This is a genomic window from Priestia sp. YIM B13552, from assembly GCF_042787775.1.
Lineage (GTDB): Bacteria > Bacillota > Bacilli > Bacillales > Bacillaceae_H > Priestia > Priestia megaterium_E.
The window spans coordinates 519,392-532,834 of sequence record NZ_JBHZOU010000001.1 but is presented as its reverse complement, the minus strand read 5'-3'; the positions used below and the strand labels follow the sequence as shown (position 1 = coordinate 532,834).

Sequence of the window (13,443 nt, the reverse complement as noted above, 5' to 3'; positions counted from 1 at the left end):
TATAAATACCTTGCCACTTTTGTTGTGGAGGGGAAAGGATTTCGGTAAAATGTAACAGAAACGTAAAAGAAGAAAGAGTCTCGGTTAATGTAAACCTTGGTGAACGAAAAAAATGAGGTGGAAAACGTGGAATATAAGCGAATTAAGCCAAAAAAAATATACGAAGAAGTAGCTGAAACGCTTCTTGAGAATATAAAAGAAGGCAGTTTAAAGCCTGGTGACCGTTTGGATTCAGTGCAGCAGCTGGCGGAAAACTTTCAGGTAGGGCGCTCAGCTATTCGTGAAGCTCTTAGCGCTTTGCGGGCGATGGGGCTGCTCGAGATGAAACAGGGAGAAGGCACATTTGTACGCGAATTTAACTCCGATATGCTGTCTTTGCCTGTAACTAGCGCTGTATTAATGAATAAAAATGATATTGAGCATTTGCTTGAAGTGAGAAAAGTATTAGAAATTGGGGCTGTTCGAGCGGCAGCTCAAAAGCGAACGGATGCGGATCTTAACCAGCTGTCTGATAGTCTGGAACAAATGAAAGGAGCGTTTGGCAATGAAGAGCTGGGAGAGAAAGCAGATTTTGCTTTTCATTTAGCCATTGCCAAAGCATCGCAAAACCCTCTTTTAGTGAAGCTTATGAATAACGTATCAGAAATGATGATTGAAACGATGAAAGAGACAAGACGCATCTGGCTTTATGCAGAAGAAAAAACGGCTGAACGGATTTATAAAGAGCATCAGCAAATTTATGAAGCTATTCTTTCTCAGCATGCAGAAGACGCTCAGCATTTTATGATGAGTCATCTTGATAATGTTGAACACGTGTTAATGAAATACATACCAGAAGAAAAATAATGCCATTTCAGGTAGAAAAGTGTGCACCAAATAACAGAAAAACTAAAATTCAAGCACCTTCCGATAATTTATGCTTGCTCTATTGTGAAAAGATTTACATAATAGAAACTAGGATTGTCAAATGGAGGGTTACAAAGTATGAAAAAGCAATATAGAGATGATAGTTTAGCTTTGCATACAGATTTATATGAACTGAATATGGCACATACGTATTTTAAAGACCATATTCATAAACGCCGTTCTGTATTCGAAGCTTACTTTCGTCGGATGCCGTTTGAAAGCGGTTATGCTGTGTTTGCCGGGCTAGAAAGAGTAATTGATTTTATTGCTAATTTCAGATTTAGCGAAACGGACTTAGATTATTTATATGAAGAATTGCATTATGAAGCGGAGTTTATCGACTATTTAAAGCAAGTTCGCTTTAGCGGTAATGTTCGTTCGGTCGTAGAAGGCGAAATGATTTTTGCTAATGAACCGATGCTGCAAATTGACGCTCCTTTAGCAGAAGCGCAGCTTATTGAAACGCCGCTTTTAAATATTTTAAATTTCCATCCGCTGATTGCGACAAAAGCATCGCGTATTCGCTTGGCGGCGGGAGAAGATAATTTATACGAGCATACGGGTACAAACCAACTTATGGAATTTGGCTCAAGAAGAGCACATGAGCTGGACGCTGCTTTTTACGGAGCAAGAGCTGCTTATATCGGAGGCTTTGACGCAACGAGTAATGTCAGAGCGGGAAAAGTATTTGGAATTCCTGTATCCGGCACTCACGCTCATGCGCTTGTTCAAGTCTATCGTGACGAATATAGTGCGTTTAAAAAGTATGCGGAATCACACCGTAACTGTATCTTTTTAGTAGACACATATAATACGTTAAAATCAGGTATTCCCAATGCTATTAAAGTAGCAAATGAAATGGGAGATCGCATTAATTTTATCGGTATTCGATTAGATAGCGGAAGACTTCCATATCTTTCTCAAGAGGCAAGAAAAATGCTTGATGAAGCTGGCTATCATGATGTGAAAATTTTTGCTTCGAATGATCTCGATGAGTACAGCATTCTAGATTTGAAAGCGCAAGGTGCCAAAATTGATGGATGGGGAGTTGGAACAAAGCTCATGACGTCCTTTGATCAGCCTGCGCTAGGAGCGGTGTACAAGCTGGTTTCGATTGAAGATGATCATGGAAACATGGTGGATACGATTAAACTGTCAGAAAATCCAGAGAAAATTTCCACTCCTGGTTTAAAAGAAGTATACCGAATTGTAAACCAAGTGAACCACAAATGGGAAGGCGATTATATTACGATGCAAGACGAAGTGCCGAACGAAGAGCAGCACTTAAAAATGTTTCATCCGATTCATACGCACGTCAGCAAGTTTGTCACGAACTTTAACGCACGTAAAATTCACCAGCCAATCTTTGCGCAGGGAAAGCTTATGTACGAGCAGCCTACAATTGAAGAAATGAGAGCCTACTGCTTACAAAACTTAAAGCATCTATGGGATGACTACAAAGTCATTACAAAATCGAACGAAGATGTATTCCGTCCTACAGAGTATCCGGTAGACTTGAGTACAAACTGCTGGGATAACAAAATGCAAAATATTGAAGAGACTAGAAGCAAGTTACTATCTGATACCGTACTTGTGTAGATTCCGTCAGCTAGTAATGAGAGGAGAGTTTTTTTATGAAAGAGCTACAAAAGCAAATTATTGAAGAAATGCACGTCCAAAAAGAAATTAATCCCGTGGCAGAAATTCGCCGCAGCGTTGATTTTCTGAAATCCTACATGAACAAATATCCTTTTTTACGTTCGTTTGTACTAGGTATTTCCGGCGGCCAAGATTCTACGTTAACTGGAAAGCTGGCGCAGCTAGCGGTTAATGAGTTGAACGAAGAGGCCGGAGAAGAACGCTATCAGTTTATTGCTGTTCGTCTTCCATACGGTGTGCAAGCAGATGAAGCAGACTGTCAAGATGCACTTGCTTTTATTCAACCAACAAAATCTATTTCTATTAACGTAAAACCAGCAGTAGATGCGATGCTTTCTGCTGTTGAAGAAGCGGCAGATGATAAAGTTTCCGACTTCAACAAAGGAAATGTAAAAGCACGTGAACGAATGATTGCGCAATATACGGTAGCGGGCATGTACAGTGGAGTCGTACTCGGAACGGATCACTCTGCTGAAGCTGTTACAGGATTTTATACAAAATTCGGTGACGGAGGAGCTGACTTAGTACCTATCTTCCGTCTGAACAAGCGACAAGGAAAACAAATGCTAAAAGAATTAGGCTGTCCCGAGCATCTATATATGAAAAAACCAACGGCTGATTTGGAAGAAGATCGTCCACAGCTTCCGGATGAAGAAGCGCTTGGCGTAACGTATGAGCAAATCGACGATTATTTAGAAGGCAAAGATGTAGGTGAACATGCAAGTAACGTCATTGAAGGTCACTTCTTAAAAACGCAGCATAAACGCCAATTGCCAATCACAGTATTTGATGATTTTTGGAAATAAATAAGTAAGAAGCTAAGACAAACGTAGTTTTTAGTTGAAGGAAGATCTGACGGGTGAAGATTCTTGATAGAGAATCTTCACCCGTCGGATTTTTTTAATGACATGGCAAACGTAGGTTTCACGTATCTCAATTTCTTATTTTCTATGAAAAAAGATAGCAAACAAAGAAAGGTATTTTTGAAAAACTAGTGAAATTAGAAAAACATAGGAGTATAATAGCATTAAGTCATCTGATGACCTGTTAACTAAAAGAAGTAAAATGATCAGCTTGGAGGGAGCAAATGATGAAAGTATCTTTATTTGCCACATGTTTGATTGATATGTTTCAAACAAATGTAGGAAAAGCGACGGTAGAATTGTTAGAACGATTAGGATGCGAAGTGGATTTTCCAAAGAGTCAAGTTTGCTGCGGACAGCCTGCATATAACAGCGGTTATGTAAAAGAATCAAAAGAAGCGATGAAAAACATGATAAAAGCGTTTCAGCATGCAGAGTACGTTGTATCTCCGTCTGGCTCGTGTGTGACAATGTTCAAAGAGTATCCGCATCTTTTTGAAAGTGATGCTGCATGGCATGAATCTGCCGTGAAGCTTGCTGATAAAACGTATGAGCTAACGGATTTTATTGTAAACGTTTTAAAAGTGGAAGATGTAGGCGCCAGCTTAAATGGTAAAGCCACTTATCATTCTTCTTGTCATATGACGCGTTTGCTAAACGTAAAAAAAGAACCTTTTACACTATTAAACAATGTAAAGGGGCTTGAAATGGAAAACCTTGAAAACAGTCATAACTGCTGCGGGTTCGGCGGAACGTTTTCGGTTAAAATGGGGCAAATCTCTGAACAAATGGTCGATGAAAAAGTGGGCTGTATAGCTAAGACAAACGCAGAGTACTTAATTGGAGCCGACTGCGGCTGTCTTATGAATATTGGAGGAAGAATTGAACGAAAAGGACAGCCTGTAAAAGTGATGCATATCGCTGAAGTATTAAATAGCAGAATGTAAAGAAGGGAGAATGCCGAATGTCTATGAAAATAGGAAACGACCAGTTTAAAAAACGTGTTGATGATGGAGTCAATAATGCGTTTATGCGCTTTGCGGTTTCAGGTGCTCAAGAGCGCTTAAGAAGCCGTAGATTAGATGCGGCAGAAGAGTTAGGAAACTGGGAAGAATGGCGAGCGCTTGGTGAAGAAATTCGTCAGCATACGCTTGAAAACTTAGATTACTATTTAGAACAGCTGACAGATAATGTAGCTAAACGCGGAGGCCACGTTTTTTTCGCTCAAACAGCTGAAGAAGCGAATGAGTACATAAAAAATGTAGCGAAGCAAAAGCAGGCAAAGAAAGTGGTTAAATCCAAGTCAATGGTTACAGAAGAAATTCATATGAACGCTGCTTTAGAAGAACTAGGCTGTGAAGTTATTGAAACGGACTTAGGAGAATATATCCTGCAAATAGATGATCACGATCCGCCTTCTCATATCGTAGCTCCTGCACTTCATAAAAATAAAGAACAAATTAGAGATGTATTTCAGGAAAAGCTTTCGTATAAAAAAACAGAAAAACCTGAAGAACTAGCTCTTCATGCCCGGGAAATGCTGAGAAAAGAATTTTTATCAGCAGATATTGGCATCACGGGATGTAATTTTGCGATTGCAGAATCTGGATCTATTTCACTTGTAACCAATGAAGGAAATGCAAGGTTAACAACTGCCCTTCCTAAAACGCAAATTACGGTTATGGGAATGGAAAGAATTGTGCCAACGTTTGAAGAGTTTGAAGTGTTGGTAAGCCTGTTAACTAGAAGTGCAGTAGGTCAGCGGCTCACAAGTTACGTAACAGCGCTTACAGGGCCTAGACTTCCAGGGGAAGTAGACGGACCGGAAGAATTTCACCTAGTGATTGTAGATAACGGGCGATCTGCGATTTTAGGAACTGAGTTTCAATCTGTTTTACAGTGTATTCGCTGTGCGGCATGTGTGAATGTATGTCCCGTGTATCGCCATATTGGAGGGCATTCATATGGATCTATTTATTCAGGTCCGATTGGAGCTGTATTATCTCCTTTGCTTGGAGGCTATGAAGACTACAAAGAGCTTCCCTATGCATCAACGCTATGCGCAGCCTGTACAGATGCCTGTCCGGTCAAAATTCCGCTGCATGAGCTATTACACAAGCATCGTCAGCGAATTGTCGAAAAAGAAGGAAAAGCACCTATTTCGGAAAAGCTGGCGATGAAAGCATTTGGCTTGGGAGCAGCTTCTTCTTCTCTATATACAGTGGGTGCTAAAGTAGCACCGGCAGCTCTTACGCCTTTTATGTCAGGAAGCAGTATTTCCAAAGGACCTGGTCCATTAAAAGCGTGGACGGAAAGTAGAGAGTTTCCCGCACCTACAAAAGAGCGCTTACGAGATTGGTTTGATAAAAGGAGTGATGATGATGAACGGAAGCATTCAAAATAGAGACAGTTTTTTAGACAATGTTGCTGCTAATCTTAAGCGAAACAGGCGAACAAGCGGCGTAGTAAAGCCACAATGGAAGCACGCTCCTCAGCATGAGGTCTACCGCAGCTATTCGCCGGATCAATTAAAGAAAGAGCTTGAAAACCATTGCGAACGTATTCATACTCGCTATGTAGAAACATCATCACAACACTTGCCAGCTGTCCTTGAGGAAGCCGTAGCGAACTATGGAAATGGTCTTGTGAGCACGTGGGATGATCCTAGGTTTTCCGAATATGGATTGAATCTGCTGATGGAGAAATGGGAAACAAGCAGTAGCCTTCATGTATGGAATTCAGTTAAAGGCGATGAGAATATTACACTAGCTGAACAAGCAAATGTTGGCATTACCTTCAGTGATTTGACGTTAGCGGAATCTGGAACAGTTGTTTTGTTTAGCAGTGCTGAAAAAGGACGAGCGGTAAGCTTGCTGCCCGCCACTTATATTGCAATCATACCTCAAAGCTCAATTGTCCCTCGCATGACACAAGCCGCTGAAATGATTCATGAAAAAGTAGAGCGAGGAGAAACGATTGCTTCTTGCATTAACTTTATTACGGGACCGAGCAATTCAGCCGATATTGAAATGAATTTAGTCGTTGGTGTGCATGGACCTATTCAGGCCACTTATATTGTAGTGAATGATCGATGAGGCTGGGACAAACGTATTTTAGGCGAAGTGAAAAACGAACCGTGAATCAACATGTTTGATTCACGGTTCGTTTTCTTTGTTATGTTGAGCATAGGTTTTAGCTGTTTCATTCCTTCTAGCAGTGGATTGGAGGGCAAGGCAAAGACTCCTGCGGAAAGCGAAGTCTTGCACGGAAACCAACTGTGGTGTCACAAGCGGTTCAGCTAGCTCATGCATCTCATTTATTCGTCTTTAGATTGGATTCATTTTGTTATGTCTCAGCCTCTTTTATTCATGCTCCATTTCTAAATAGCGGGATAATGTGAAGAAATGTCGCATTTTGAATAAACGTGCCTAATTTTAAAAAGGTAAAAAGCAAATCTTGTAGAATATTAAGTCTATAGATAAAAGGTGGGGAAATGGGAAGTGCAAAAGAAAGGAGCAATGAGCATGTCACCACATAGAGAATTAACATCTGAAGCTGCGCAAAAGCAGCAAGATGAATTACAGCAGCTACGAGCTATTTTTAATGACGTATTAGATGCCATTGTCGTATTTGATGAGTATTTTCAAGTTATAAATGCAAATGAATCAGCCTGCGGGCTGTTTGAAAAAACAAAGGATGAGCTATTAACGTATCAAATGAAAGATTTTCTGATGTATTTTCCGTATGACATGATTGAAGCATATTATCCAGCACTTTTAGAAGAAAGCTATTTCAAATATGAAGGCGCGATGACGCTTCGAAGCGGCATGATGAAGCATGTTGAATTTACTTCACACAAACATAGTCACATGTCGGGCATTATTGTGTGTACATTTCGGGATATTACGCAGCACAAAATGATGGAAAATGAACGGTTTATTAGTCATCATATGTTTATGGATGTATTTAATGAAGCGGTAGACGGAATTGTCATTTTTGATCGAACGGGTCAGCTTATCGACGCGAACCCTTCATTTTGCGAACGATTAAATTATACAAGAGCACAGCTTCTAACCAAAACATTAGAAGAGCTTGTAGAACCTACTTATCATTATAAGGTGAAAAAATTATGGAGAACTCTGCATCAAGAAGGAAAGACAAGCGGCGAGCTACCGATCAGGCTCGAAAATGGAGACGTTACTTTTTTTGAATTTACCACAACGGCTAATATATACAGTCAATACTATATGTCCATTATGAGAGACGTGACGGAAAAACGGCTGATGGAGCAGCAGCTGTTGAGAAGCGAAAAAAATTTCAGGGCTATTTTTGAAAATGCGATTGAAGCGATCTTGATTTGGAGAGACGATGGTGAAATCTTGAACGCTAATCTTGCTTCTTCGCGTACATTTGAGCTGCCGTTAAACAAATTAATTGGAAGCAATTTGTATACATTTATCGATACAAAAAGCTTTAGTGCGTTAAAGGTGCTCCAAACGTTTCAAACAAAAGGAGAAATTCGCAATCAGCTTCCTTTTTACATGCCAAATGGAGAAATCAAACAGTTGGAATTCACAGGGAAAAAAGGCATTATAGAAGGAGACCATTTAACGATTTTTCGAAACATCAGTGAACGTACAAAAATCGAACAGGAGCTTCGAAATAACGAAGAGAAATTCAGACAGATTTTTAATGGTTCGATCGATGGGTTAGTTTTATGGGACGGCAAGCGAAATATTATTGATGTAAATTCTTCTCTTTGTGATATTCTAGAACTCAGCAAAGAGGAGATTTGTGCGCACTCCATGGAGGATTTTATTTCTTCAGCGAATTTAGATGCGGTCATTGAGCATAAAGAAACGATTGAGCAAAAAGGGGAAGCTGAAGGAGAGATTACGTACGTTACGGGGAACGAAAAAGTTAAAAATATCGAATTTTCCACGAAAAAAGATATCTTGCCAGGTCTATATATGACGCTTTTACGAGACGTAACGGAACGAAATCAAATGCAGGAGCAGATTAGGAAATCGGATACGCTTCAAGTAGTCGGACAGTTAGCAGCTGGGATTGCGCATGAAATCCGCAACCCAATGACAGCTTTAAAAGGGTTTGTTCAGCTGTTAGAAAGCAGCATTCAAGAAGATCATTCTCTTTATTTTGATATTATTAAATCCGAATTAAAAAGAATTGAAACCATTATTACAGAGTTTCTAGTACTCGCTAAGCCACAGGCAGTAAAGTTTGAAAAGAAAAATCTAGATGCGGTTGTGAAAGAAACGATCGATTTATTAAATGCTCAAGCGCTTTTAGAAAATATTCAGTTTGAACTAAGTGTGTCCCCTCAGCTGCCAATGGTATACTGCGAGCCGAACCAAATTAAGCAAGTACTAATAAATGTCATTAAAAATGCAATTGAAGTCACGTCAAACGGAGGAAAAATTTTTGTTGATGTCTCCTCTACAGAGCCGCACTACGTGACGGTCTCCATTCGAGATCAAGGAGACGGAATGCCTGAAGAGCGCATCAAGCGCTTAGGAGAACCATTTTATACGACAAAAGAAAAAGGAACGGGACTCGGTTTGATGGTCTCATATAAAATTATCGAAGAACATAAAGGGCGAATTGAAGTGGAAAGCAAAATAGGAGAAGGCACAGCTTTTCATGTTATTCTTCCAGCTTAATTAGAAAGGATAAAAAATATGTACTACGGAGAAATGAATTTATTTTCTGATTTGAAAATTTATATTGTAGCCTCGGAAAAAGGGGTTCAACATATTTGGTTTGATAGCGATGATCATAACGAGCAGCTTGAAAAACTTGTCCATGACGAGAATTATCATCATGTGAAAGAAGCAAAGCGACAGCTGCAGGATTATGCTGAAGGGCGCACGTTAACATTTGATTTGCCTTTGGATATAAAAGGAACAGACTTCCAAAAAGAAGTGTGGTTAACGCTTGAACATATACCTTATGGACAAACGTGGTCTTATAGTGAGGTAGCGGACTCTGTTAATCGCTCTAAAGCCGTAAGGGCTGTGGGACAAGCGAATCGTCGAAATCCACTGCCTATTATTTTGCCTTGTCACCGTGTGATTGGGAAAAATGGGGCTTTAACAGGTTATGCAGGTTCTCAAACTCATATAAAAGAGAAGCTATTAATGCTTGAAAGAAATGTAGCAAAAGGCGCTCTTGAGTTAAAATAACTATTCATCGTCCAATTTCCAGCCTTCTCCCTGCACAAAAACACCGTCAATTTGCTGAGGAGAAGGGAGGGAATTTAGTTCTTCATCTTTGGATAAATCGAATAGCTGATATTGCTGCTTACGATTCAGCGCTTTGTTTTTATCCGTTTTTTGCTCTGAACTCATATTTACTCTCCCCCTTATTCAAAAGAAATCCCCTATAATATATGTAGAAAAGGAAGAGAGTACTGTTACAATTGTGTTACAAATGCAGGTGGAAATCAGTGCTCAATAAAAAAAGCCGCATAGCAGCGGCTTTTTTTATTGAGCAGATTGCAGCAAAACGTTTTGAATGGATTCAAAAGACGGGGCATGGATAATTCCATGCTCTGTAATAATGGCCGTAATCAGTTCGCTTGGCGTCACATCAAAAGCTGGATTGTACACAGAGATTCCGTCTGGAGCAATTTGCGTATCCCCAATGTGTGTTACTTCTTTAGGTGAACGTTCTTCAATAGGAATGCTGCTGCCGTCTTGAATAGATAAATCAAATGTGGACTGCGGCGCTGCTACGTAAAATGGAATACCGAATGCTTTCGCTAAAAGAGCAAGTCCATATGTTCCAATTTTGTTAGCCGTATCGCCATTTGCTGCAATGCGGTCAGCACCTACAATAATCCCATTAATTCCTTTTGTTTTAATGGTATGAGCGGCCATATTATCCGTAATCAGCGTAACGTCCACTCCCGACTGCTGAAGTTCCCATGCTGTTAAGCGAGAACCTTGAAGAACGGGTCTTGTTTCACAGGCAAATACTTCAAGCGGAATATCGCGCTGCTTAGACAAGTGAAAAGGTGCTAAGGCTGTTCCATAATAAGCTGTAGCAATTGAACCAGCATTACATATTGTCATGATTTTATCTTTCTTTTTAAATAAAGAAAGAGCATAATCTCCAATTCGGTAGCACGTTTCTTCATCTTCTACTTGAATTTGAATAGCTTCATGAACAACTTTTGTTTTAGCTTCATTAACGGACGAAGCGGATTCAGCGCTTTTCGCTACGCGCTCCAATGCCCAAAATAAATTGACGGCAGTAGGGCGTGAACTAGCTAAATACTGTTGATCAAGAGCTAGCTTTTTGTTAAATTCCTTGACTGAATCTGTGTCATAGCTAAGCGCAGAAAGAGCAAGACCAAAAGCCGCCGTAATGCCAATTGCAGGGGCTCCGCGTACTTTCAAGGTAGTGATAGCATCCCATACGTCTTTAATGGTTTGCAGCTTAATATATTCAACTTTGCCAGGAAGCTGCTGCTGATCTAATAAAGTAATATATGATTCATTCCATTCCACTGAGCGCGGAAGTGATAGTGTATTTGTCATGCTGATACCGATCCTTTCATTGTGTACATTATTCGTTATCGAAGTAAATGTTCAAATTCATTTGGTGAAACGTCTTGTTGGTGCAGAAGCAAATAGCGTCCAATTTTTAACGCAGTACGTTTAGCGTTAATTTTTCTTTCCTCTAAAGAAATTTCGTCTAAGTCCGCCACGTGAGCTAAGCCAATCGTACGTCGAATGATTTCACATCCTGCATATCCAACAGCATCTTGCCACGTTTGCGTTAAAATTTCATGTAATAAGCGCTCATCTTTAGCGAAAGGTTCAGTGCTTTCAGAATGCCAAAGCGCAGTAAAGGTATCTTTGAATACGTTCCATGTGTTCGTAATGTGTGCAAATAACGGTTCGCGATTTGTTTCTCGAGAAAGAGCATTTAAAAATAAGTTCGCAACAAATTGCCCTAAATCGAATCCAAACGGACCGTAAAAAGCAAACTCTGGATCAATCACTTTCGTTTCTTGACTGCTAGCAAAGATGCTGCCTGTATGTAAATCACCGTGGATTAGCGTTTGCGCATTTGTTAAAAATTTATATTTTAATTTTGCTGCTTGTAGCTTTACATCACTATCATTCCACAATTCTTCTACATCAGGACGCAGCGCTTTTTCAAATTCATTTGTATCAATATCAAAAAAAGGATCTGTAAAAACTAAATCTTCCGTAATATTGCATAAGTCGGGGTTGCTGTACTTAACAACTTCTTCTTTTTTATCCTGAGGCTTTAAGGCGAAATCAGACGTTTTGAACGCAATATGTCCTAAAAAAGAACCGATATGCTGTGAGAGCAGAGGATAACTTTCACCTTGAATAAGTCCGGCACGAGAAATCGTTAAATGAGACAGATCTTCCATGACCGTAACAGCAAGCGTTTCATCGTGGTAATAAACAGCGGGAACAAGTTCTGGCGTAAATGCACCGAATTGCTTGAGCGCATTGCTTTCAATTGTGGCACGGTTCAAGGATAGAGGCCAGCTTTCGCCTACAACTTTTGCATAGGGAAGTGCTTGTTTGACGATAATGGATTTATTCGTTTGATCATTTATGATGTGAAAGACGAGATTTAAGTTACCGTCACCAATTTCACGGGCAGTCAGTGCTTCTGTAGCATCAAAAAGACCTAGCTTTTTCACAAGTTTGATTGCTGAAATTTCTGTTAAAGGCTGATACTTCTCTGTTTTTGTTGTTGACATCGGAATCCCTCCATAGTTTATTAAACTGATTTGTTTACTAAGTTAATAGGTTTAAGAATATATGGAGGCTTTTATAATTTTAGAAAATATAAAAGCCTCTTTCGTTGGAAAGAGGCTTGATTGTAGTGTTCAAACCTCTTATCTGCCAGAAAAAATTACTTTCTGTTGGAATTAGCACCGTGCCTTTGTAAAACATGTTTTACGGGTGTGATCCATCTTAGGATGGAATGACGGTCGGTTGCTGGGCTTCACAGGGCCAAATCCCTCAGCCAACTCTTGATAAGAGTACGATTACTTATTCAATTTTGATTTGTTTGAATATTTTATGATATCTGGTGAAAATCGTATCATGCAAAAAAACGGCTGTCAATACATAATTAATAAAATTCTGTACGGCGATCTGTAAAGACAGGAATTTGTTTACGAATTTCTTTTACAAGTTCCAGGTTAACGTCAGCACTTAAAAGTTCTTCGCTATCGCCAGCTTCAGCGATTATTTCTCCCCACGGATCGATGACTAAGGAATGTCCGGCAAATGTGTTATTAGGATCTTGGCCTACACGATTACACGCGATTACATAGCATTGATTTTCGATTGCACGGCTAATGAGCAGGGCTTTCCAGTGGGCAAGTCTTGGAGCCGGCCACTGAGCGACAACAAACAAGACTTCTGCTCCGCTGCTAGTATGAACCCGTATCCATTCTGGAAAACGAATATCGTAACAAATAACTCCTGCGCACAGTGACTGTTCAAGTGTAAAAAGATTTTTTGCTGTTCCTGCTTCTAAATACAGGTGTTCATCCATTAATTTAAATAAGTGCAGTTTACTGTATTGTGATACTTCACGACCTTTTCGGTCAAAAATATACATCGTATTCGTGACACCTTGCTCTGTTTTTTTCGCAATCGAACCTGCCACAATATTTACTTCGTTTGTTTTAGCAAACTGAGAGATTAATTGCTTGGCTTGCTGCCCTTCATCATCTGCAATTTCGTCTAGCCGAGTCAAATCATAAGCTGTATCCCATAGCTCAGGAAGCACAAGGATATCAGGGTTTTCTTTCAGGGCTTCCGTCATTTTTTGTTCGATATATTTTCGGTTTTTAGTTGGGTTTCCAAACGCAATATCAAGCTGCAAACACGTAATTTTTACACTCACTTTATCATCCGTCCTTTTTTTAGTAGTTGAAAAAAATGACTTTACAAGTTGAGTATTACAATATATTATTTGTGACTAGAATTTC

Annotated in this window: 12 protein-coding genes and 1 riboswitch; of the genes, 8 read left to right on the top strand and 4 right to left on the bottom strand. The window is 39.7% G+C overall.

Annotation, left to right across the window (positions count from 1 at the left end):
• The first annotated feature begins 126 nt into the window (after positions 1-126).
• The 8 genes from ACFX40_RS02690 to ACFX40_RS02655 all read left to right on the top strand — a co-directional run bounded on the left by ACFX40_RS02690 (position 127) and on the right by ACFX40_RS02655 (position 9,631).
• Positions 127-846 carry a FadR/GntR family transcriptional regulator gene (locus ACFX40_RS02690; protein ID WP_014461089.1) on the top strand — a complete coding sequence of 240 codons (720 nt, stop codon included), beginning with the start codon at positions 127-129 and terminating at the stop codon, positions 844-846.
• 138 nt (positions 847-984) lie between these two features.
• The gene (locus tag ACFX40_RS02685; RefSeq protein WP_377253994.1) at positions 985-2,505 is read left to right on the top strand and encodes a nicotinate phosphoribosyltransferase; all 1,521 of its coding nucleotides are present in this window, start codon (positions 985-987) and stop codon (positions 2,503-2,505) included.
• Between the two features lie 35 nt (positions 2,506-2,540).
• Positions 2,541-3,371 carry an ammonia-dependent NAD(+) synthetase gene (nadE, locus tag ACFX40_RS02680; protein ID WP_377253992.1) on the top strand — a complete coding sequence of 277 codons (831 nt, stop codon included), beginning with the start codon at positions 2,541-2,543 and terminating at the stop codon, positions 3,369-3,371.
• A 284-nt stretch (positions 3,372-3,655) separates the two neighbouring features.
• The gene (locus ACFX40_RS02675) at positions 3,656-4,375 is read left to right on the top strand and encodes a (Fe-S)-binding protein (RefSeq protein ID WP_028407881.1); all 720 of its coding nucleotides are present in this window, start codon (positions 3,656-3,658) and stop codon (positions 4,373-4,375) included.
• A gap of 17 nt (positions 4,376-4,392) precedes the next feature.
• A complete protein-coding gene (locus tag ACFX40_RS02670; RefSeq protein ID WP_377253990.1) occupies positions 4,393-5,832 on the top strand; it encodes a LutB/LldF family L-lactate oxidation iron-sulfur protein in 1,440 nt (479 codons plus the stop codon).
• Positions 5,810-6,523, top strand: a complete 714-nt coding sequence (locus ACFX40_RS02665; protein ID WP_028407883.1) for a LutC/YkgG family protein — start codon at positions 5,810-5,812, stop codon at positions 6,521-6,523. The genes ACFX40_RS02670 and ACFX40_RS02665 overlap by 23 nt, the downstream gene beginning before the upstream one ends.
• Before the next feature lie 429 nt (positions 6,524-6,952).
• The gene (locus ACFX40_RS02660; protein ID WP_225049643.1) at positions 6,953-9,109 is read left to right on the top strand and encodes a PAS domain S-box protein; all 2,157 of its coding nucleotides are present in this window, start codon (positions 6,953-6,955) and stop codon (positions 9,107-9,109) included.
• A gap of 18 nt (positions 9,110-9,127) precedes the next feature.
• A complete protein-coding gene (locus ACFX40_RS02655) occupies positions 9,128-9,631 on the top strand; it encodes a methylated-DNA--[protein]-cysteine S-methyltransferase (RefSeq protein ID WP_028407885.1) in 504 nt (167 codons plus the stop codon).
• Here ACFX40_RS02655 and ACFX40_RS02650 read toward each other — a convergent pair whose 3' ends face one another.
• From ACFX40_RS02650 to ACFX40_RS02635, 4 genes are all read right to left on the bottom strand, one after another.
• Positions 9,632-9,796 carry a hypothetical protein gene (locus ACFX40_RS02650; protein ID WP_263034414.1) on the bottom strand — a complete coding sequence of 55 codons (165 nt, stop codon included), beginning with the start codon at positions 9,794-9,796 and terminating at the stop codon, positions 9,632-9,634. It lies immediately after the preceding gene.
• Between the two features lie 135 nt (positions 9,797-9,931).
• Positions 9,932-10,990 (bottom strand): S-methyl-5-thioribose-1-phosphate isomerase, encoded by a 1,059-nt coding sequence (mtnA, locus tag ACFX40_RS02645; protein WP_098332267.1) that lies wholly within the window; start codon positions 10,988-10,990, stop codon positions 9,932-9,934.
• Between the two features lie 35 nt (positions 10,991-11,025).
• Positions 11,026-12,198: an S-methyl-5-thioribose kinase gene (gene mtnK, locus ACFX40_RS02640; protein WP_263034413.1), complete on the bottom strand. Its 1,173-nt coding sequence runs from the start codon at positions 12,196-12,198 to the stop codon at positions 11,026-11,028.
• Between the two features lie 135 nt (positions 12,199-12,333).
• Positions 12,334-12,484: riboswitch (SAM riboswitch) on the bottom strand.
• 91 nt (positions 12,485-12,575) lie between these two features.
• On the bottom strand, positions 12,576-13,358 hold the full coding sequence (locus ACFX40_RS02635; RefSeq protein ID WP_013055956.1) for a carbon-nitrogen family hydrolase: 783 nt from the start codon (positions 13,356-13,358) through the stop codon (positions 12,576-12,578).
• Between the last annotated feature and the right edge of the window lie 85 nt (positions 13,359-13,443).

Excerpts from the sequence above, each read along its gene's own strand:
- nadE (WP_377253992.1), top strand. The coding sequence starts at position 2,541 with ATGAAAGAGCTACAAAAGCAAATTATTGAAGAAATGCACGTCCAAAAA.
- ACFX40_RS02675 (WP_028407881.1), top strand. The coding sequence starts at position 3,656 with ATGAAAGTATCTTTATTTGCCACATGTTTGATTGATATGTTTCAAACA.
- ACFX40_RS02660 (WP_225049643.1), top strand. The coding sequence starts at position 6,953 with ATGTCACCACATAGAGAATTAACATCTGAAGCTGCGCAAAAGCAGCAA.
- ACFX40_RS02655 (WP_028407885.1), top strand. The coding sequence starts at position 9,128 with ATGTACTACGGAGAAATGAATTTATTTTCTGATTTGAAAATTTATATT.
- ACFX40_RS02670 (WP_377253990.1), top strand. The coding sequence starts at position 4,393 with ATGTCTATGAAAATAGGAAACGACCAGTTTAAAAAACGTGTTGATGAT.
- ACFX40_RS02650 (WP_263034414.1), bottom strand. The coding sequence starts at position 9,796 with ATGAGTTCAGAGCAAAAAACGGATAAAAACAAAGCGCTGAATCGTAAG.
- ACFX40_RS02685 (WP_377253994.1), top strand. The coding sequence starts at position 985 with ATGAAAAAGCAATATAGAGATGATAGTTTAGCTTTGCATACAGATTTA.
- mtnA (WP_098332267.1), bottom strand. The coding sequence starts at position 10,990 with ATGACAAATACACTATCACTTCCGCGCTCAGTGGAATGGAATGAATCA.
- ACFX40_RS02665 (WP_028407883.1), top strand. The coding sequence starts at position 5,810 with ATGAACGGAAGCATTCAAAATAGAGACAGTTTTTTAGACAATGTTGCT.
- mtnK (WP_263034413.1), bottom strand. The coding sequence starts at position 12,198 with ATGTCAACAACAAAAACAGAGAAGTATCAGCCTTTAACAGAAATTTCA.